16 protein-coding genes are annotated in these 20,905 nt (G+C 63.4%); 8 read left to right on the plus strand and 8 right to left on the minus strand.

Going from position 1 to position 20,905, the window contains the following annotated elements; translation table 11 throughout:
• Positions 1 to 177 precede the first annotated feature (177 nt).
• Entirely contained in the window at positions 178 to 876 is a 699-nt protein-coding gene (gene bcp, locus F758_RS44285) for a thioredoxin-dependent thiol peroxidase (RefSeq protein ID WP_024509777.1), read from the plus strand.
• 100 nt (positions 877 to 976) lie between these two features.
• Positions 977 to 2,338 (plus strand): M23 family metallopeptidase, encoded by a 1,362-nt coding sequence (locus F758_RS0121320; protein ID WP_024509778.1) that lies wholly within the window; start codon positions 977 to 979, stop codon positions 2,336 to 2,338.
• A 61-nt stretch (positions 2,339 to 2,399) separates the two neighbouring features.
• On the opposite strand, the gene F758_RS49700 is transcribed toward F758_RS0121320, so the two are convergent.
• Both F758_RS49700 and F758_RS0121330 read right to left on the minus strand, forming a co-directional pair.
• Positions 2,400 to 3,638 (minus strand): DUF5666 domain-containing protein, encoded by a 1,239-nt coding sequence (locus tag F758_RS49700; protein ID WP_024509779.1) that lies wholly within the window; start codon positions 3,636 to 3,638, stop codon positions 2,400 to 2,402.
• On the minus strand, positions 3,635 to 4,507 hold the full coding sequence (locus F758_RS0121330) for a DUF6502 family protein (RefSeq protein ID WP_024509780.1): 873 nt from the start codon (positions 4,505 to 4,507) through the stop codon (positions 3,635 to 3,637). Before F758_RS0121330 ends, F758_RS49700 begins: the two co-directional genes overlap by 4 nt.
• Before the next feature lie 116 nt (positions 4,508 to 4,623).
• On the opposite strand from F758_RS0121330, the gene F758_RS49705 reads away from it, so the two are divergent.
• From F758_RS49705 to F758_RS0121355, 5 genes are read left to right on the plus strand one after another with little or no spacing between them, the layout of a single operon-like run.
• Positions 4,624 to 4,782 (plus strand): hypothetical protein, encoded by a 159-nt coding sequence (locus tag F758_RS49705; protein ID WP_157450093.1) that lies wholly within the window; start codon positions 4,624 to 4,626, stop codon positions 4,780 to 4,782.
• Positions 4,783 to 4,799: 17 nt separating this feature from the next.
• A complete protein-coding gene (locus F758_RS0121340) occupies positions 4,800 to 6,719 on the plus strand; it encodes a glycosyltransferase (RefSeq protein ID WP_245286542.1) in 1,920 nt (639 codons plus the stop codon).
• Positions 6,720 to 6,721: 2 nt separating this feature from the next.
• Complete coding sequence (locus tag F758_RS0121345) at positions 6,722 to 7,462, plus strand: ABC transporter ATP-binding protein (protein WP_024509782.1); 741 nt, start codon at positions 6,722 to 6,724, stop codon at positions 7,460 to 7,462.
• Positions 7,459 to 8,886, plus strand: coding sequence for a glycosyltransferase family 4 protein (locus F758_RS0121350; protein ID WP_024509783.1), 1,428 nt, complete (start codon positions 7,459 to 7,461; stop codon positions 8,884 to 8,886). Before F758_RS0121345 ends, F758_RS0121350 begins: the two co-directional genes overlap by 4 nt.
• Positions 8,887 to 8,909: 23 nt before the next feature.
• Positions 8,910 to 10,253, plus strand: a complete 1,344-nt coding sequence (locus F758_RS0121355) for an O-antigen ligase family protein (protein ID WP_024509784.1) — start codon at positions 8,910 to 8,912, stop codon at positions 10,251 to 10,253.
• Here F758_RS0121355 and F758_RS0121360 read toward each other — a convergent pair.
• Positions 10,219 to 11,454: an ABC transporter substrate-binding protein gene (locus F758_RS0121360; protein ID WP_024509785.1), complete on the minus strand. Its 1,236-nt coding sequence runs from the start codon at positions 11,452 to 11,454 to the stop codon at positions 10,219 to 10,221. The two genes, F758_RS0121355 and F758_RS0121360, sit on opposite strands and share 35 nt — an antisense overlap.
• A 236-nt stretch (positions 11,455 to 11,690) precedes the next feature.
• Here F758_RS0121360 and F758_RS0121365 point away from each other — a divergent pair, with 236 nt between their 5' ends.
• Entirely contained in the window at positions 11,691 to 13,775 is a 2,085-nt protein-coding gene (locus F758_RS0121365; RefSeq protein ID WP_084305549.1) for a carbamoyltransferase C-terminal domain-containing protein, read from the plus strand.
• On the opposite strand, the gene F758_RS0121370 is transcribed toward F758_RS0121365, so the two are convergent.
• From F758_RS0121370 to F758_RS0121395, 5 genes are all read right to left on the minus strand, one after another.
• Positions 13,756 to 14,658, minus strand: a complete 903-nt coding sequence (locus F758_RS0121370; protein WP_024509787.1) for a DMT family transporter — start codon at positions 14,656 to 14,658, stop codon at positions 13,756 to 13,758. The genes F758_RS0121365 and F758_RS0121370 overlap by 20 nt on opposite strands.
• A gap of 81 nt (positions 14,659 to 14,739) precedes the next feature.
• Positions 14,740 to 15,612 carry an NAD(P)-dependent oxidoreductase gene (locus F758_RS0121375; RefSeq protein WP_024509788.1) on the minus strand — a complete coding sequence of 291 codons (873 nt, stop codon included), beginning with the start codon at positions 15,610 to 15,612 and terminating at the stop codon, positions 14,740 to 14,742.
• A 3-nt stretch (positions 15,613 to 15,615) separates the two neighbouring features.
• A protein-coding gene (gene prfB / locus F758_RS0121380; protein ID WP_157450094.1) for a peptide chain release factor 2 occupies positions 15,616 to 16,747 on the minus strand; the annotation gives its coding sequence in 2 pieces (ribosomal slippage) (positions 15,616 to 16,677 and positions 16,679 to 16,747; 1,131 coding nt in all).
• 132 nt (positions 16,748 to 16,879) lie between these two features.
• The gene (locus tag F758_RS0121390; protein WP_024509791.1) at positions 16,880 to 19,384 is read right to left on the minus strand and encodes a penicillin-binding protein 1A; all 2,505 of its coding nucleotides are present in this window, start codon (positions 19,382 to 19,384) and stop codon (positions 16,880 to 16,882) included.
• Positions 19,385 to 19,577: 193 nt separating this feature from the next.
• A complete protein-coding gene (locus F758_RS0121395; RefSeq protein WP_024509792.1) occupies positions 19,578 to 20,864 on the minus strand; it encodes an N-acetylmuramoyl-L-alanine amidase in 1,287 nt (428 codons plus the stop codon).
• Positions 20,865 to 20,905: the final 41 nt, after the last annotated feature.

The following is a 20,905-nucleotide window of genomic DNA, read 5'->3' on the forward strand; positions in this document are numbered from 1 at the left end:
TGCTCGTCATCAGGGGCCAATCGGCTCAGCAACAAGCAGACGGTGGATGCCTCGAATTCCTTGTAACCATACTCCGGGGCCGTCAGACTTGCCCAGCCAAAGGCGCGATTCCGGTTCGCCGGGCAAGACCCGTAATGACGTATGATTGATCCGCCGAAAGCGACGAAAGGAAGGCGTATGTCCAAGAAATCGCGCAAGAAATCCCTCAAATCGTCGACCCGAGCCAAGACGGGCACGAAAAGGTCGGCCCCAGCGAGAGCAAAGTCCGGGAAAACACGGAGCCTTCCGGCCGCGAAATCAACGAAGAACGCAGTCTCCGGACCATCGCCGAAGTCCGCATCGAAACCATCAAGCGCTCCAAAGGCCAACACCCCAGCGGTTGCAAAAGCCGAATCGGCGGCAGGCAAATCGCCGCAACTGGCGGAAGGTGCCAAGGCTCCTCCCTTCCGCCTGCCGCGCGACGGCGGTGAGGTGGTGTCCCTCTCCGACTTCGCGGGGCAGAAGCTGGTGCTGTTCTTCTATCCGCGCGCTAACACTCCGGGCTGCACCAAGGAGGCCATCGATTTCACGCGGCTGTCGCAAGCCTTTGCCGAGAGCGGAACCGCGGTGCTTGGGGTCTCGGCAGACAAACCCAAGGCGCAAGAGGCGTTCCGCGACAAGCATAAGCTGAATGTTCCGCTCATCTCCGATGAGAAGCACGAGATGCTGGAGGCCTATGGGGCCTGGGGCGAAAAATCCCTGTACGGGCGGACGTTCATGGGAATCATCCGCACCACCGTTCTGATCGGCGGCGATGGGCGCATCAAACGGATCTGGCGTCACGTGAAGGTCGACGGCCACGCCGACGAGGTGCTTGCGGCCGCGCGCGCCGCTTAGCGGCCGGAACCCATTTCCCAAAAATTAACCATGGCCAGGTCAAATCGCTCCTGCAAGTTTAGCCGTACGGAATCGCCTTCCGACCGGCGCGGGAGTGCTGATGACGTACCGGTCAGGTCAATATTCCGGGTATCCCCAACACCATCCTCATGACCATGGCCGGAGCTTCGTCCGCCGGCCATCGCCTGGCGGTGCGCCGTCGCCGGCCTCGAAACGGGACAGCGAAAACGGCTACACCATCCTGCACGCCGGCAAGCAAGTGCGGTTCGGGCCCGTCGCGTTCTGGATCGTGGTCGGCACCATCACCCTGCTCGGCCTATGGTCGGCCGCAACCGCGACGTATTTCGCCTTTCGCGACGACGTCCTCACGCGGCTGATCGCGCGTCAGACCGAGATGCAGAACGCCTATGAGGACCGCATCGCCGAACTGCGCGCCAAGGTCGACCGCACCACCAGCCGGCAATTGCTGGATCAGGAACAATTCGACCGGAAGCTCGATCAGATCATGCGTCGGCAGACGGCCCTTGAGGCGCGTGCAACCGCGCTCGGCGCCATCCCCGATGTTACCGGCTCGATCAAGCCGCCGGCGCGTGCCGGCCTCCCCGCCGAGACGGGCACCGGGACGCCCAAGCCGTCGCCGATCAGCGATACTGTGATTTTCGTGGCGCCGCCGGACCGCGAAGCGCGGCTGGAATCGCGCGCGCCGGTCGCCGCGAGCTCTCCGCCAAGCCAGTTTGCGAAAGTCCAGGGCGTGGACAATGTGCTGGTCCGCCTGGAGCAATCGCTTGACCGGGTGGAGAACCGGCAGATGGCGGCGCTCGATACTTATCAAGACAGCATCGAATCGCGCCTGCGCCGCATGCGCGGCGTCATCACCGATCTCGGACTCAACATGGCGCAGCTCGAGGCTGCAGCCCCGCGCGCCCCGATGGGCGGGCCCTTCGTTCCCGTCAAGCTTTCGCCCAATGCCGGCGTTTTCGAGCGCCAGCTCTATCGCATCAATATCGGCCGCGCGCAGATGGAACGGCTGACCCGGACGTTGTCGCTCGTGCCCTATCGGAAGCCTGTCATCGGCGAGGTCGAATTCACCTCAGGCTTCGGTGTACGCGTCGATCCGTTCCTGGGCCGGCCCGCGATGCACACCGGCCTCGACTTCCGGGCCCAGATGGGCGATCCGGTGCGCGCCACCGCCAACGGCAAAGTGGTCTCGGCCGGCTGGGCCGGCGGCTATGGCCGCATGGTCGAGATCGATCATGGCAACGGACTGTCCACCCGCTACGGCCACCTGTCGGAAATCAACGTCAAGGTCGGCCAATACGTGAAGATTGGAGAGGTGATCGGCGAAGTGGGCTCGACCGGCCGCTCGACCGGTCCGCATCTGCATTATGAAACACGGATCGACGGAGAAGCTGTCGACCCGCAGAAATTCCTGCGCGCCGGCGTGCGGCTCGCGGCAGGCTGACGCCACCTTCACATCTAGTCTCGATCGGATCGCGGCCAGTGCCGTGGGGTCGCGGCACCGGCTAATGCCGGCCGCCGCCAAATCCACCGGGGCCGCCTCCGAATCCGCCGGGACCGGGGCCCCCACCGGGAAGCGGACCACCCGGGCCGCCGCCGGGAGGCCCTAAATCTCCCGGCCCCGGCGGCATACCGCCAGGAGCAGGAGCAGGACCAGGACCAGACGGGCCACCCGGCCCGATGGCTTGCCCATGACCACCCGGGCCCCCGGGACCGCCAGGCGGATAGCCGGAGCCGTGGGGCCCACCGCCAGGACCGGACATCGGACCCTGAACGCCGCCGGGACCGCGCGGGCCTTGCATCGACGCTCCCGGGAAACTGCTGACAGACTGGACGGATTCGACCCGCAGGCCGCCCGAACTGTCGCGTACGGCGCTCACGACGACGCGCGCTTCGCCCGACGTCGGCGAAAAGCGCGACACGTCCCGCGCCACATAGCCCGAGCCCAATTCCAGATCCGAGCCCGAGCGCCGGACATAGGCCTCGATCAGCAGGCGGCTGGCTCCGGCGAGATCGGAAAGATCATCCGCACGCGCGCGAGAGACCTGCATGACACCCTGCGCGAGATGGCCCTCGGCCTGAACGCGCCGCCCAACCAGCGCGGCGTTCACGCCGTTCACGCGCAGTCCGCCAATCCGCAGTTCCCCGCGCTCCCGTTCAAGCAGGCCCGCGACGCGTGTCGCGTTATCGCGGCGCGGTTCGATCAGGCTTGCGACAACCGCCCCGTCGGTGCGGCGCAGCCCGAAGACCGCGACATGCGTCCCGGCCCGACGCCAGCTTTCACTGCCGGCCGAGATCACCCGCTGGCCGAGCACCGTCAATTCGCCGGCTCTCACATTCTCGATCGGTCCAACGACCTCGCTGACTGCGTCGATGCCGCGCGTGGTCAACGTGCCATCGGCCCTGCGTTGGGCGACCACGCGCGCGACCTGTCCGATCCGCAGCGCCTTCGCAGATGCCGCCGCCCCATCGATCCGCACCGGCACGTTGGGATCGTAGCTGATGCGCTCGCCATTGACGTAAATGCTCCCGAAACGCTGGATCACGCCGACGATGCCGGTGCCACCGATGCCATGATCACCGCCGGTTATTCCGGTGCCGCCGATCCCGTGATCTCCATTGATGCCGGTCCCGCCGATGCCATGGTCGCCGCCGCGACGGTTCTGCGCCCAAGCGGACGACGATCCTGCGAGCCAAAGTCCCGCGAGCAGAGACCTGCGCGAAATGACCGGCCATTTCGTCACGACTGGTCGCCTTCGCCCGGCTCTTCGCCGCCGCCATCCGGATCTTCGCGATAGACGTAGACGCCGAAATTCCAGCGGCTGTTGCCGCCCTTGTCCTTGGCGAGGGCGCGATTGGCTTCCCGGTTGGCGGTCTTCAGCGCCTCCATCGCAAGCTCGCGCGAGCGCGCTTCCAGCCGTTTCGCCAGCTTGGGCGAAAGACCGTCATAGTGCACCGCACGCTCCATGAAGGGCGGCGCCGCGGACGAAACGTTCTCCGCGGCCGCCGCGATATGGTCATGCAGGTTGCGGCCAAGATAATGCCACTTGCGATCGTCCTCGCCGCGCGGCACGAAAGCGGTCTCTACCAAGACGATCTCGTCATTGTCGTTGATGGTGACGAGCTTGCGGTCCAGCCATTCATCAAGCACCGCGCGCGGACGCACATCCTTGGTGATCGAACCGACCAGCGATTCGAATGACGGCGCATCGCCCGCCGCCGTGCGCGGCAACGGCAGCGGCTCGCCCTTGGCATCGGTGAACTCGGGTGCCGCGAGCCAGCGCGCGATGATCGCGCTGGTGCGTGACAGCGTTGCCGGCGTCTCGTTCACCGGCGCGCCGGCCCCGCGCAGCCGCGCGACCTCCTTGCGGTGAATGCCGGTGAGCAGGCTGACGCGGCTGTCGGTCTGCTCCTTTCCCTCGAGCGCAAAATCGTGCTCGGCGACGTTGACGAACAGCTCACGCAAGAGCTGCGCCAGCGCCGGAAACGTCATGCCGCTGCGAATGCAGAGCCGGACCAAGGGACGCAGCAGGCGCGCGAGCGGTGCGTGCAGCTTCGACGCGGCGATCGGTTGATGCGAGGCCGGCTTCGAGATCCGGGATTTGGCATTCATGGCGAAACTGTAGCGATCCCTTTCGTGGGATACAATCCCACTTTTTTCGCGAACTTGGTTGACGTGTGAATTTTTCCCACATATACGATGCCCATCAACCACGGGGAACCCGACGCATGCCTCGTCACGACACCGCTCACTCTCCCAAAGCAGCAGAAAGTGGTTCCACCCGACGCGGCACGGTCGTCGAGGTCATGCTCTCCATCATCGTGCTCGGCGCGCTTCTGATGTTCGCGCTTGCCCTGCCCTATCTTGCCGGCTGTCTGATCGGTTGAGCGGCGCGAGCTCTATCGTGATCACCTTTCGCCATTTGTCCCGCCGCCCGTCGGTGCTCCACATCTTCAAGGTCTATTACCCCGACCTGTTTGGTGGAACGCTTTCCGTCATCCGGGCTATCTGCGCGGGTTTGAAGCACAAATTCGCAGCCAACGTGCTCGTCTGCTCCAAGTCAGGCGGACAACGGCGGCTAATCGTGAACGAGGTGCCGGTCGAGCGCGTGCGCTCGTTCGGGGATGTGCTGTCGCTTCCTCTGGCTCCCACCTATCCGTTGCGCCTGTGGCGCCGCATCGCAGAGCATGATCTACTGGCGCTGCATGCGCCGTTTCCGCTCGCCGATCTCGTCTTCGCGCTGGGATTTGCGCGGAAGCGGCCTCTGGTCGTTCATTGGCATGCCGACATCGTCTCTCATTCCTCGCTGCGGTGGCTGGTGCAGCCGTTGATGCGGCGAACGCTGCAGCGGGCGAACGCGATCATCGTGTCCGATCGCGCGCTGGCAAGCGGCACGCCGCTGCTGCGCGAATTTGCCGACAAATGCCACGTCGTGCCGTTCGGCATCGATATCTCCAAATATGAGTGGCCACCGCGGCGGCCTCCTCACGTCAATGGTCGCGGACGCCTTGTGCTCGCCTGCGGCCGGCTCGTTCCCTACAAGGGTTTTGACGTGCTGGTGCGTTCGGCGGTCAACCAGAGTTTCGAGGTGTGGATTGTCGGCGAAGGTCGCGAGCGCGAGCGCCTCGAACGGCTGATCCGCGAACTCGGTGTTCAGGACCGTGTGCGCCTGCTCGGCTCCGTTCCGGATGACGAACTCGCAAAGTTCATGTGCATCGCGGATGTGTTCGTTATGCCGTCAGTCACTGATGCCGAAACCTTCGGACTGGTGCAGCTCGAAGCGATGGCCGCAGGCCGTCCGATCATCAATACCTCGCTTGATACCGCCGTACCGCATGTCGCCCGCGACGGCATCGAGGCGATCACCGTGCCGCCGCGCGATCCAACGAGACTTGCGGAGGCGATCAACAGCTTGATCGCCGATCCGGAACGCCGACGCCGCATGGGCGATGCCGCACGGCATCGCGCCGCGACGAAATATTCCACCGCTGCGTTCCAAGAGGGGATCGAGGAGGTTTATCGGCAAGCGATAGCCTCACGGCAACCGGCCCGCACTTTGCGATCGCCGACGACCGGCTTGCTCGGCGCGATGCGGATCGCGGCGGCGCTGGCCTGGTCCGACATGCGTCACCGCTATGTGCGCTCGCTGCTCGGTCCGTTCTGGATGTCGATCCAGATGGCGATCATGGTCGCGGTGCTGGGATCGGTGATCGGCCATTTCTCGGCCGGCAGTACCATCTCGCGCCTGCCCATGCTCGCGCTCAGCCTGACCGCCTGGAATTTCCTCAACAGTGTCGTGCTCGATTCCACCACGGCGCTGCAGGACTCGGCGAGCCTGATCAGGGATCGGGCCTTGTCACCGGTCATTTTCCTGCTGCAGTGCTGCTTCCGGCAGGCATTGTTCGCCCTGCACAATCTCTCCGTGCCGTTGCTCCTCTGGCTGGTCCTGAGCCCGATGGATCTCAAAGCGGTGCTCGCCGCCCTTCCAGGATTTGTACTTTTCGTCGCCTGTACGTTCGGACTGAGCCTTGTCGTCGGTGCCGTGGCCACGCGCTTCCGCGATCTGAAGCCGATTACCGAATCGACGTTGACGCTGGCCTTCCTGTCCTCGCCGGTCATCTGGTCGCCGGCGATGGTCAATCAGGGTTCCTCCATCATGCGCCTCAATCCGCTGACGCACCTGTTCGCTGTCTGGCGCGAGCCCTTGGCGAACAGCCATGTTCCGATGATCAGCATCGCCTATGTGCTGGTGTGCCTTGCCGCGCTTGCGCTCGCGGGCTGGCTCACCGTTGTCCACCTGCGCAGAGCCGCGTTCTGGATCTGACCATGCCCGGCATCCGTTTGCGCAACGTCTGTCTCGATTACCCGCTCTATGGCGCCTACGACTTCTCGCTCAAGCGCCGCCTCCTCGCGCCGCTGATTGGGGAGACAAGCACCGCGCGAACGATCCGCGCCATCGACGATCTGTCGCTCGAAGCGACAGCCGGCGCGCGCATCGGCCTGTTCGGCCCCAACGGCTCCGGCAAATCGACGCTGCTGAGGCTGATCGCCGGCGTCTACCCGGCGACCAGCGGCCAGGTCGAGGTTACCGGCAGCGTCATGCCATTGCTCGGTCTGAACGCAGGCGCCAATCTGGACTTCGTCGCGGCGGACAATATCAGCCTGCTGCTGCGCATCGGCGGGCGAAAGCCGACACCGGCGATCGTCGACGAGATATGGGCCTTCACCGAGCTCGAAGAACGCATGCGGCAATTGCCGCTGCGCATGTTCTCTTCGGGCATGCTGATGCGCGTTCTGTTCGCCACGGCCACGGCGTTTCCGGCCGACATCCTCCTGCTCGACGAGTGGCTCAGCGTGGTCGACGAGAACTTTTCGGCCAAAGCCGAACAGAGGCTCCTGAAACTCGTCTCGATGGCCGCCATCGTGATCATCGCCTCCCATGACCAGGGACTGCTGCAGCGCACTTGCACCAGCATCATCAAGCTCGATCACGGCCATATCGTCAGCACCATCCCGATCGATCAAAATCCCGCCCGCCAGAAAGACCTGCGAGAGAAGCGCGCATGAAGAAGATACTGGTCGTCAGCGAAGCGCTCGGCGAGCCGAACCACAAGCGCGGCATCTTTCACTTCACCCGCGAGCTGGTCCGGTCGCTGGCCGCCGAGGGCCACGAGCTCACCCTGCTGGTCGAAACCACGCGCCGCTATCGCCGGCTGCGACGGCGGCAGCGGCGAACACCGCTCTTTCCGGCGGACTCGCGCGCGATCGAGCTGTTGGCGCTCTACCGCTTTCTGGACGAGACCAACATGACCGAGCCGATGATGCGGAGCACCCTGCGCCGCACGATCGCCTGGTTCAGGCAGCGGATTCATCTCGCCACCTCCTGGGAATTCGCCTCCTGCTTCCTGCGGGCCATCGGGCTGTCGGGCCTGCGCGCCAGACTGATCGAGAACAACACCATCGGCCTCGAATACATCCCGACCGATCTGCGCCATCTCAAATGGTTCCGGGATTTCCTGCTCGAGCCCGGATTTTACAGCTATCAGGATATGTCGGCGCTGCTGCGGCTGCCTGCGCCACGGATCGATGCGCGCGGCTACGACATCGTTCTGGTGGACACGCCCACGCGAGTTGCGATCACACACGATCCCGATACCCGGGTCATCTGCGTCGTCCATGATCTCTTGCCTCTGACCGATCTCAGACTGAGCGACGTCGCGACGCGCCTCTTTTTGTCGCGCCTGCTGACCAGCCTGCACCAGGCGGACGAACTGGCATTCGTCTCGAACTACAGCATGAACCGGTTCAGGGAGCTGCTTCCGCAATTCGCGCACCTACCCGCCCGCGTGGTCTATCCGCGCACGCGCTTTGATGCATCGGACCCGATGCAGCCTATGCCGGCCGCAGCCCGCTCCGCGCAGCCTACCTTCGTCATCATCGTGTCGGCGGAGCCCCGCAAGAACCTGAACTCGGTGATCCGTGCCTTTCGGAAGTTGCCGCACGCCGACCTAGTCGTGATCGGCTATACCGGTGCCCCACAACCGATCCGGAATTTGCCGCCGAACGTGCGGCTTGCAGGCTATGTCGACGAACAGGACAAAGCGGCGTTGATCGCCGAGGCGCATGGCCTGATCATGCCGAGCTTCGCGGAGGGATTTGGTGTGCCGATCATCGAAGCTCTGGCCGCAAATACGCCGGTGTTGTGCTCGGACATTCCGGTGTTTCGCGAAGTGGCGGGCGAGCTCGCGGACTACTTCGACCCCTTCTCGACCGAATCGATCTGCGCATCCGTCACGCGGGTCCTGGCGCAGCAGACGGAATGGCGAAACAAGATCCGGGCACGGCGCGAGGAGCTGGCCCAGCGCTTCGGCTACCAGACCCAGGCCCGCGATTTCCTCGCACACCACGCCGGCCCCGAAAACGTGATTGCTCTGGCCAAGACCTCCGCGCCATCTGCCGCGCTCGACGATCTCGCCACGCATGGGACTTGAGGTTTCCGAGACGCTGGCTGCCCATGACCGTCGAACCTGGACCGTCGCGCGCCGCTGCCCCGCCGGCTCACTGGCTTGAGCAGTTCGGCGCTTGGCGCTGCTCGGCGACCTATCTCTACGCAACCGATATGCTGGTCGTGCTGACGGCGGCCTCGCTGCCGTGGTCGACGACTGCGCCAACCGTTTTCATTTTGCTCTGGCTGTTCCTCGTCCTTCCCCTCATGGATTGGAAGGCGTTCGGCGGCAGCCTGCTGCATCCCACCGCTGCCCTGCCACTTGCATTCTTCGCGCTCGCCACGATCGGCACTCTCTGGTCGGACGCCGCATGGGCTGCACGCCTGCACGGCATCAACCCGGTTTCCAAGCTCCTGCTCATTCCTTTCCTGCTGTACTTTTTTCAGCGGTCGCGCCGCGGCCTCTGGATCCTCATCGCCTTTCTCGCCTCCTGCGCCCTCTTGCTGCTTCTATCCTGGATCGTGCTGTTCGATCCGGCGCTGAAGATCGCAGCGACCGTGTCGGATGGTGTTCCAGTGAAGAACTACATCGACCAAAGCCAGGAGTTCGCGCTCTGCATCTTTGCCCTGGCTTATCCGGCCTTGGTCGCCGCGCGCGAGCGACGCTTACCGACTCTGCTCGGCCATCTCGTGCTGATCCTGGCCTTTCTCGCCAACATGCTGTTCGTCGTTTCGGCCCGGACCGCGTTGATCTATATGCCAGTGCTTCTGGTGATGTTTGCCGCGCGGTACCTCGATCGGCGCACGGCTCACGCACTGCTCGCCGCGATCATCGCTGCCGGCCTGCTGGTCTGGACGACGTCGCCCTACTTGCGCAAGCGGATCGGCGATATCACGATCGAATATCAGGCCTACGAGACCAACACCCTGGCGTCGACGGCGCAACGGCTGACCTATTGGCGCAAATCCATCGGATTCATTGCCCGCGCCCCGCTGCTCGGCCACGGTACCGGCTCGATCGGGTACCTGTTCGAGCAGGACGCGATCGGAAAGACCGGCTTGCGCGCGGATGTGGTGAACAATCCGCACAATCAGACCCTCAACGCCGCGGTGCAATGGGGGCTGCTCGGCGTTATCGTCCTCTACGCGATGTGGCTGAGCCATCTCCTGCTGTTTTCCGGGCGAGATCTGGCGACATGGATCGGGCTCGTGGTCGTGGTGCAGAATCTCGTGAGCTCGCTGCTCAACTCGCATTTGTTCGATTTTCACGAGGGCTGGATGTACGTCCTGGGCGTCGGCATCGCCGGCGGCTTATCGCTGCGGGACCGCAGCTACACCAGCCAGCCAAATCTCAGTGCAAGGTCGACGCATTCCGAAGTCAATGGCTCGCCGCGTGCCCGACCTCACCGGTGATGACGTCACCAAACAGTTCCCAACTCTCGCCGTTGAAGCGCATCAGTTGCATCTGTTCGATCGGAAAATAATCGTCCGGCGAGGTGTTGATCGTGATCCCCGGCAGCAGCATGTCGCTGGTGAAATTCTTCAAATCGGCGGCCTGCTTCATCACGTTCTCACGCGTGAGATTATCGCCGCATTGTTTCAAAACCTGCACCATCGCCTGTGATTCCACATAGGCATAGGCGTTATTGGCGTTGGCCTTGTCGCCATCCGGATAATACTTGTCCATAAAATCCCGCCATTTCTGCACGCCGGGATCGTCCTTCCAGCGCGGGTCGGTGGGGTCCTTCACATAGGCCGTCGAAATGATCCCCTTGGAATATTCGAGGCCCGCCGGCTTTAGGACGGAAGCAATGGTGGTTGCGGTGTTGGCAAGAAAGAATTTCGGTTTCCAGCCGAGCTCGCCGACCTTGCGGATCGCCTGTGCCGAGCCCTTCGGCGCCGCCCAGGAGAAGAAAATATCCGCGCCGGAATCGTGCAGCGCCACGATCTGGGAGTCGATCGAGGGATCGCTCACCTCGTAGGACTTGTCGGCGATGATCATGTCGATCTTGTCGCCGAGTCCATCCTTGAGGCCCTTGAACTGATCCCGCCCTGCATCATCGTTCTGCCAGAACACGGCGATCTTGCTGTCGGGATAATGCTCTCGGATGTACTTGGCGTAGATCCGGCCCTCGCTCTGGTAATTGGGCTGAAAACCCATGGTCCAGGGAAAATTCTTGGGATCGCCGAATTTGGTTGCACCGGACGCGACGAAGAGCTGCGGCACCTTCTTGGCGTTCATGTATTTCATGATGGCCGAGTTCGAGGGCGTGCCCAGCGACTGAAAGATCAGCAGGACTTCGTCGCTCTCGACCAGCTTGCGCGCCTGCTCGATCGCCTTCGGCGGGCTGTAGGCGTCGTCATAGGAGATGAAGGTGATCTTGCGACCATTGATGCCGCCTTGCGCATTGATCATGTTGAAGAAGGCGGCCTCAGCTTTTCCGATCACGCCATAGGACGAGGCGGGCCCGCTGTAAGGCATGATGTTGCCGATCTTGATTTCGGTGTCGCTGGCGCCGGGATCGTATTTCTTTTCGGCATGGGCAGCGGTGGCGAGCGCGGCCGACACGGCAAGCGCCATCACAGCAACAAGGTTTCTGAGACACCCCGGCATCGCAACCTCCCGACCGCATTTTCTTTTACCGGCAGTCTCGCAAGACCCGCTTTACCTGGCAAGCATTGCTTATCCCGTGCCGCGAAACAGCATTGTTGCCTGTCCACATTTATGATTGATGCAAGCGGAGCAACCGGGGGTTTTTGATTTTGGAACTGAAGAGACGGATTGGCCCGCGACATCCGCGCCTTGGCAAGGCCGCATTTGATTTCGCGCGTTGGCTGGCCAGGCATACGATGGGGCGAGCCGGCTTCCATCAGCTCGGCTCGCACTTTGCCAAGGAGCGCCTCGCGCTCGCGCGGCAAAAACTCGCCCGCGGCGAAGCGCTCTATCTTGCAGGGATCGGCGCACCGGGCACGCATAATTCGGGCGTGGCGCTGGTGGAGGTGACGCAAGCGAACGGCCCCCGACTTTTGCTCAACAATGAGGAAGAGCGCTTCTCCGGCAACAAACACACGTCGGAATTTCCGCAAAAATCGATTGATGCGATGGCGGCGCTTCTGCGCGACATGGGGCGCGACGTCACCGATATTTTCGCCTGGCTGACCTCTTGGGACTATCCAACGCTGGCCGGCACCATGTTCCGCTCGCTGCTGGAGGAGTTTCCGCAAAGCCTGAAACTGGCGCGGCGGCTTGAAGCGACCGGCTTCGACGGGCGGCGCATGGACGAGATGACGCGGACACCGAAAAAGCTGGCGCGGCAGCTCGGCCTCGCTGATCCTGTTCAGTTGATCACGCTACCGCACCACGACAATCACGCCTGGTTTTCGTTCGCCGCCTCGCCCTTCAGAGACGACGGCGAGCCGGTCGCACTCGCCGTGCTCGACGGCACCGGCGACCTCGGATCGATCTCGCTCTATGTCATCAAGAACGGCGCGATGCAGCGGCTCTATTGCAACGAGAGCATCTTCGACTCGCTCGGCGCCTTCTACAGCGTGATCTCATCGACCCAGGGCGGCTGGACCTGGCTCTCCAGTGAAGGGCGTTACATGGGCGCCGCCGCGTGGGGCGACATGAGCCGCGCCAGTAATCCCTATTATGCGCGGTTGAAGCGGGTGCTGCAGCTCGAGCCCGATGGCGAGGTGCGGCTCAACCGGGCCCTCGCCAACTGGTATTGCGACCCGTTCGAACATCCCTACAAACGCGCGCTGATCGAGATTTTGGGCGAGCCGCTCAAGCCCGACCAGCTCTGGAATCCCGACGCGGTGCTGCGGGTCGAGGATATCGAACACAGGCCCGACACACAGGACCGCCTGGACAAAGCGGCTGCGACGCAGCTCGTATTCGAGGACGCGATGATCCATGTGGTGGATCATTTGTTGCGCGTCACGGGCGCCCACCGCCTAGTGCTCACGGGCGGCGTCGCGCTCAATGCGCTGGGGAATATGCGGCTGCTCGAGCATTTCGATGAAGCCTGGTTTGCGCAGAACCAAGACCGGAACGCACGCCTGCATCTGTGGGTGCCGCCCGTGCCGGGCGATGCCGGCGTCACCATGGGCGCCGCCTGGCTGTTCGCGCATCTTGCCGGCAGCCCGCGCGGCGCGCCGCTGACGCATGCGTTCTATTGCGGCACGCCGCCTTCGCGCGCCGAGATTGAGGCGGCAATCGACGCAGACGACGTTGCCTCACAGCGCATCGGCGATATCTCCACTGTCGAGGGCCGCGAGGCTATCGCCGACCTGATGGCCTTCATCATTGCGAAAGACGGCGTGATCGCGCTCTACCAGGGCGCCGCCGAAACCGGCCCCCGCGCGCTCGGCCATCGCTCGATCCTGGCCAATCCCTGCGATCGCCATGCCCGCGAGAAGCTGAACGAGCGCGTCAAATACCGGGAGGCGATCCGCCCGCTCGCGCCGATGGCAACGCTGCAAGCAGCGCAGGACTATTTCGAGCTGGAGGAAGGCGCCTCCGACGCCGGCTACAATGCCTATAACTACATGGTGCTAACAGCGCATTCGAAGCCGCACGCGCGGGCGAAGATTCCAGCCGTCATTCATGCCGACGGCACCGGACGCATCCAGATCGTCCGCGAAGCCGACGATCCCCTCACCTATACCTATTTGAAGGCGCTCGGCCGCCGCATCGGCGTCGAGATATCCGTCAACACCTCGTTCAATGTCGCTGGTCCCATCGCACAGACGCCGCGACAAGCGATCGAGACGCTGCGCCGCTCCAGGGGGCTGGATGCGGTGTTTCTGGTAGCGAGTGATGGCGCGGTCTACGCGGCCTGGCACGGCGGTCCGCGCGACAGCGGGCGATTCAGGAGCTGGTTCGCGGAGTGGCAGGCCGGGCGTGAAGAGCCTACGGCCGGACCAGCCTGATCACCCGTCCGTCAATGACGAGCAGCGCACTGCCAATCACGAGGCTTCCCACGATTTCGCGCGCCGAGACGCGTTCGCCCAATATCAGATAGCCAAGCAGGACCGCGGTGACAGGGATAAGAAGTGTCACCAGCATCACATTGGTGGCGCCGGAACGACGCAGGATCTGGAAGAACACGAGATAAGCCAACGCGGTCGACAGCGTTGCGAGTCCCAGCACGGCGAGCCAGGTCACCGGCCCCGGGATGGGAAGTCGCCATGGTTGCTCGAAGGCGCTGGCGATCACAGCCATCATCGCGCTTGAGGCCAGCAACTGACAGGCGGCGGTCTGCAGCGGTGGCGAAGCTGACAGACGGCGCCGCGCGACCAGTGCTGCAACTCCATAGCTGAACGAGGCTGCAAGACAGAGCACAATGCCGATTGCCTGAGCACTCGCGAGATCACCATCGCCGCGGAGAATGACGACGCCAATCAGACCGGCAATCACTCCAGCAATCCGGTGCGCTTCCGGGCTTTCTTCGCCGGCAACAAGCATCACGACGACAGTGAACAGAGGCGTCGTCGCGTTCAAGATCGAGGCCAGACCGCTCGGAATAAAGCGCTGCCCCATCACGATCAACGAGAATGGCACGACATTGTTGAAAATCGCGACCAGCACCAGCGGTTTCCACGCCGACAGGCCATGCGGAAGATCGATGTTCCGGATCCAGAGCAGCGGCAGAAGCAGGCACGCAGCCAAGGCGACACGCAAAAAGACGAGCGTCAGCGGCGGCAGCTCTTTCAGGATGATGTCATTGAAGAAGAACGATCCGCCCCAAAGGACCGCAAGAGCGCCAAGCCAAAGCCAATCCTTCTGATGTATTCGACTCTTGCTCGAGTTCATTTTGCTGCCTTGCGCCTATGGCGCAAGTTTGCCGCAATGGAAGGTCCGCGCCACCCGATTTCCGGGAGGATTTGCCGCGACCTACTTGTGCCGCGACACCAGCTCGATCATCTTGGCCTCATCGTCATCGGGTGCAATCGCCTTCGCCCGCGCATAAGATTCCACCGCAGCGCGGCTCATCAGCGGCTTTTCCGCGAGCAAACTCTCCGCCAGCGCCACCGCATAAGCAGCGTCCTTGTGGCGCAGCGTGGCGGTAAACGTCGCGTCGGCGAAGTTGCGCGCGACCATGCGCTTGGAGTGCCGGATCACTTGAGGGCTGGCAATGACGCCAGTCTCGATCGATTCGAGCACCAGCTTCATGTCGAGACCGGCCTGCTCGGCGATGGCGAGGCCCTCGGCGATGCCCGCGATCTGGATCGCGCCCATCAGGTTGTTGATCAGCTTGTAGACGGTGCCGGTCCCGACGGCTCCGAAGTGCCGGATCGTCGAGCCGATCGGCTCGAGAAAGGGCCGGGCCTTTTCCAGATCGGCAGCATCGGCACCGACCAAGAGCGTCAGGTTTCCGCTTGCCGCCGCATCAGGCAATCCGGTCACCGGGCAATCGATATAGATCAGGCCACGGCTGTTGAGCTCGCGCGACATGTCGAGCGCATGGCGATGAGACACGGTGGAGCATTCGATCGCGAGCGTTCCCGCCTTCATGGTCGTTGCGGCGCCATCCTCGCCGAGCCAAACGGCCCGCGACGCCTCGTCGTCCGCGACCATGGTCACGACCGCATCCGTGTCGATTGCGGCATCCGCAGGTGATGTTGCCCATCGCGCGCCGCGGGCGATCAAATCCTCTGCCTTCGCCTTGCTGCGATTCCATACCGCGACCGAAAAGCCCGCATCGAGATAGCGGCCCGCCATGCCGTGGCCCATGCGTCCAAGACCGATGAACGCAACGCGCGGCATGGCTTAGTCCACGTCTTCGACTTCGCCTGGCGCCGTGCCGAAGGCCCGCTGGGCCAGCGCGGCCGCCATAAACTCGTCGAGGTCGCCGTCGAGTACGCCCGAGGTGTCGGAGGTCTGCACGCCCGTGCGCAAATCCTTCACCATCTGATAGGGCTGCAGCACATAGGAGCGGATCTGGTGTCCCCAGCCGATGTCCGTTTTGGCGGCCTGTTCGGCGGCGGCCTTTTCCTCGCGCTTCTTAAGCTCGATCTCATAGAGGCGGGCGCGCAGCATGTCCCAGGCCTGCGCCCGGTTCTTGTGCTGGGAGCGGCCCGCCTGGCAGACCACCGCGATGCCGGTTGGGATATGGGTCAGGCGAACGGCCGATTCGGTCTTGTTGACGTGCTGGCCGCCGGCGCCGCCCGAGCGCATGGTGTCGACGCGGACATCGGATTCCTTGATGTCGATCTTGATGGTGTCGTCGATGACCGGGAAGATCTGCACCGAGGAGAACGAGGTGTGCCGCCGCGCGTTGGAATCGAACGGCGAGATCCGCACCAGGCGGTGCACGCCGGCCTCGGTCTTCAGCCAGCCATAAGCATTATGTCCGCTGATCTGGACCGTGGCGGACTTGATGCCGGCTTCTTCGCCCTGGGACTCCTCGAGGTATTCGATCTTGAAACCGTGCTTTTCCGCCCAGCGCGTGTACATGCGCAGCAGCATCTGCGCCCAGTCCTGACTCTCGGTGCCGCCGGCGCCGGCATGGACCTCGAGATAGGAATCGAAGCGATCGGCCTCGCCCGAGAGCAGCGCCTCGAGCTCGCGCCGCGCCACCTCTTTTTTCAGGCCCTTCAGCGCTTCCTCGGCTTCCGCGACAATACCGGCATCGTTCTCGGCCTCGCCGAGTTCGATCATCTCGACATTGTCGGCGAGCTCGCGCTCGACCTTGCCGATGCCGGACAACGCATCCTCCAGCGAGGTACGCTCCTGCATCAGCTTTTGCGCTTTTTGGGGATCGTTCCAGAGGTTGGGATCTTCGGCGAGCTTGTTCAGCTCAGCCAGCCGCGCCGTCGATGTTTCGACGTCAAAGATGCCTCCTCAGCAGCCCGACTGACTGCTTGATCTCTTCAACCAACCGCTCGATTTCGGCGCGCATTGACGTCTCTGCTTGGATTTCTCTGCTCGGGGCGGCATCGGCCGCCGCGATGGTGTTGCTGTGCATGTAGCGGCCGCCTGCGCAAAGCGCAATCGCCGCCGCCTCAATCAACCGATTTAAGACTGGATCTGGCTAGTAAAGTCCGCCAGTGCCAGGCCGCATGATGTAGCCGGCATCCGGAGGTGCTCCCTGCGGGACCGGCATGCGGTTGCCGTCGGCATCGGCGACACCGATCACGCTGTAATTGTCCGGCGGGGCCGTGCCCGGCTTGAAAGCTTCCAGGATGGTTCGTCCGGTATCGCCGGGGCCGACGCGCATACCGGTCCTGGCGTCGATGCGTACCAGCTTGATGCCGGCGGGAACCTTGAATGGGATAGCCGGTTTGTCGGCGAGTGCGAGCTTCAGGAAATCGCGCGCGATTGGCGCGGCCAAGTGGCCGCCGGTTGCGGCATTGCCCCTGCCCAGCGGCCGCGGCTTGTCGTAGCCCATGTAGATGGCGACCGCGACGTCCGGCGAGAAGCCGACGAACCAGGCATCCTTGGCCTCGTTGGTGGTGCCGGTCTTGCCGGCGATCGGCTTGCCGACCTCTTTCACTACGGTTGCCGTACCCGCCTGGACAACGCCTTCCAGCATCGAGGTGATCTGGTAGGCGGTCATGTTGTCGAGCACCTGCTCGCGGCGGTCAACCAGTTGCGGCTCGGGCTGGTTGCGCCAACCGTCCGGCGCGTCACAGCCGCGGCATTCGCGGGCGTCATGCTTGAAGATGGTGTGACCGTAACGATCCTGGATGCGATCGATCAGAGTCGGTTTCACGCGCCTGCCGCCATTGGCGATCATGGAATAGGCCGTAACCATGCGCATCGCCGTGGTTTCGCCGGCACCGAGCGCGTAGGAGAGATAGTTCGGCAATTCGTCATAGACACCGAAGCGCCGGGCATATTCGGAAATCAGGGGCATGCCGATGTCCTGCGCCAGCCGCACCGTCACCGTATTCAGTGACAGGCGCAGCGCGTTCCGCAGCGTTGTCGGTCCCTGATATTTGCCGGACGAGAAATTCTCCGGGCGCCAAATCCCGGCGCCCTGCCCCTGATCGATTTCGATCGGCGCATCCATCACCTGGGTCGACGGCGTATAGCCATTGTCCAGTGCCGCCGAATAGACGATCGGCTTGAACGACGAGCCGGGCTGCCGATAGGCCTGCGTGGCGCGGTTGAACTGGCTCTGATCGAAGGAGAAGCCGCCGACCATGGCGAGCACGCGCCCGGTGTTGGGATCCATGACCACCATGGCCCCGGAGACTTCCGGCACTTGCCGCAACCGGTATTGGCCCTCGACCGGACTGCCGTCCTTGTAAAGTGGATCGGCATAGATCACGTCGCCCGGCGCAAGCACTTGCGAGACCGCCGTCGGCGCGCGGCCCCTTGTCGACCCCGACGCCGTCCTCGCCCAGCGCACGCCGTCGAGCGTGATGATGCCGGTCTCCCGCTGCTTGCTGACGGCGCCGCCGAGCTCGCGGCCCGGCTGGAAGCCGATTCGCGCCGATTGCTCGCTGGTTTCGAGCACCACCGCCATCCGCCACGGCGAAATATCGGACAGCGACTTGATGTCGGCGAGTTTCACGCCCCAGTCGCCGGAGATGTCGAGCTTGGAGATCGGACCGCGATAGCCCTGCGCCTCGTCGTAATTGACGAGACCGGCGACCATGGTCTTGCGCGCCTCCATCTGGATCTTGGGATCCAGCGTGGTGCGGACCGACAGGCCGCCCTCGTAGAGCTTCTTCTCGCCATAACGCTCGAAGATGTCGCGCCGCACTTCCTCGGCAAAATACTCGCCGGCAAAGATGTGTGCCGAGGTCGGATGAGACGTGACGACCAGGGGCGACTTGCGCGCCTTGTCGGCGTCCGCCGCGCTGATCCAGCCGTTCTCCTGCAGGCGGTCGATCACGTAGTTGCGCCGCTCGACCGCGCGGTCATGATTGCGCACCGGGTGCAGCGCCGCCGGCGCCTTCGGCAGCGAGGCCAGATAAGCCGCTTCCGCGATCGTCAGCTCGTTGACCGACTTGTCGAAATAGACCAGCGACGCGGCGGCGATGCCATAGGCGCCCATACCGAGATAGATTTCGTTCAGATACAGCTCGAGGATCTTGTCCTTCGAATAAGTGCGCTCGATGCGCATCGCGAGCAGTGCTTCCTTGATCTTACGGGTGAACGACACCTCGTTGTTGAGCAGGAAGTTCTTCGCCACTTGCTGGGTAATGGTCGAGGCGCCCTGCGGGCGCCTGTTGGAGCCGTAATTCTGTACGTAGAGAATCGCGGCGCGCAGCATGCCGGAATAGTCGACGCCGCCGTGCTCGTAGAAATTCTTATCCTCCGCCGCGAGGAAGCTGTTGATGACGAGTTTCGGCACCGCCTGGATCGGCAAGTAAAGCCGCCGCTCCTTGGCGTATTCAGCCAGCAGCGAGCCGTCGGCGGCGTGGACGCGCGTCATGACCGGCGGCTCGTAATCCTGTAGCTGCGAGTAATCCGGCAGGTCCTTGGAGAAATGCCAGATCAGCCCCGCCACGGCCGCCACGGCGACCAGGAACATGACCGTTCCAGCGGCGAACAGGAAACCCAGGAAGCGCACCAGCAAGCGCATGCTTAATTTATCCGTTCCAACCCATGCGCCGGAGCAGATGGCGCCTTCCGTTTGACGAGTGAGCGTGCCGGCATTCCTACGTCCGACTCAGGAGCTCGTCGGCGAGGCGGGACCTCGGTGATTCCCAAAACGCCTCGCAACGGCTTCTATACGACCGCCGCTGTGGCCAAACTAGGGCTTGTCGGGTTTCACATTAGTTCGCCGGCCCGGCCGTGGCCAATCGCTTGGCCAGAAAGGCGTCAATCGCCTGGGCCATCGAGCCGGCGGTGCGATTGCGCCAGCTTTCCGAGACCAGGTGATCGAGATCACCTTTGTTCGAGACATAGCCGAGTTCGACCAGGACTGAGGGGACATCGGGAGCCTTCAGCACCCGGAAGCCGGCGGACTTCAGAGGATGCTTATGCATTCGCGTGGCGTTCTTCATCTCGCCCATCAAGAGGCGTGCGAAACGGTTTGAAAAAGTGCGGGTTTCCCGCTGCGCGAGATCGATCAGAATGTCGGCAACCTCGGTCGGCTCATCGGTCAAATTGACCCCACCGATCGCATCCGCCCGGTTCTCCGCCTCGGCCAACCGCTCCGCCTCGGCGTCGGAGGCTTTGTCGGAGACGGTGTAGATGGTCGCCCCTTGCGCATCGCCTTCGTGTTTCGGCAAGGCATCGGCGTGGATCGACACAAACAGTGCCGCCGATTGGCTGCGGGCGATTTTCACCCGGTCATTCAACGGGATAAAGGTGTCGTCGGTCCGGGTCATGACCACCCGGTATTTGCCGTTCTGCTCGAGACGGTCACGGAGCGCCAGCCCAAAAGCGAGCACCAGGTTTTTCTCGGCCTCGCCCCCCGATTGGGTGCCGTTGTCGACCCCACCATGGCCGGGATCGATGACGACCACCGGCCTTGCATCCGGCGCGGCCGGCTTTGTCGCCGGCACGCTCTTCGGAGCAGCCGCTGCGGGGCTGCCATCGGCAAGCGCAGGCTTCGATTCGGGGCGCGCCTCCGTGCTCATCGATTGCATGAAGGTTTCGCGGTCAACCTCCTGCAATTCAAGCACCAATCGTGACGGCTGGCCGTTGGCGGCATCCAGCATGCTGGAATTGGCGATGCGCGCCGGTCCGGTGAGATCGATAACGATCCGCGAACCACCGGGCAGCACCAGACCGTAGCGAAATGCCTTGACCAGACCGCGCCCGCTGGCACCCGTTCCGGCCGGCAGGCGGAAATTGACCTGGGGGATATCGACCACCACCCGATAGGGGTCAGCCAGTGCGAACGCCCGAAACTGGACCGGTTTGTCGAGATCCAGGACGAATCGGGTCAGTTTGGCGTCGCCAGCGAGCCTGGCATCGGACGCCACCGGCAGGCTCGGCGCAACGACGGGCGCCTGATTTTCAGCACGGGCCGAATTCAACTCGACACACGACAATGCTGCAGCGCACAGCAGCGCGCATCCCAGCAAAAGACGACGTTTTGCGTGGCTCGCCACCGAATCCGTGCCTCCGAGCGGCCCTTGTACCGCAATAGAAC

The organism is Bradyrhizobium sp. ARR65 (assembly GCF_000472385.1).
Lineage (GTDB): Bacteria > Pseudomonadota > Alphaproteobacteria > Rhizobiales > Xanthobacteraceae > Bradyrhizobium.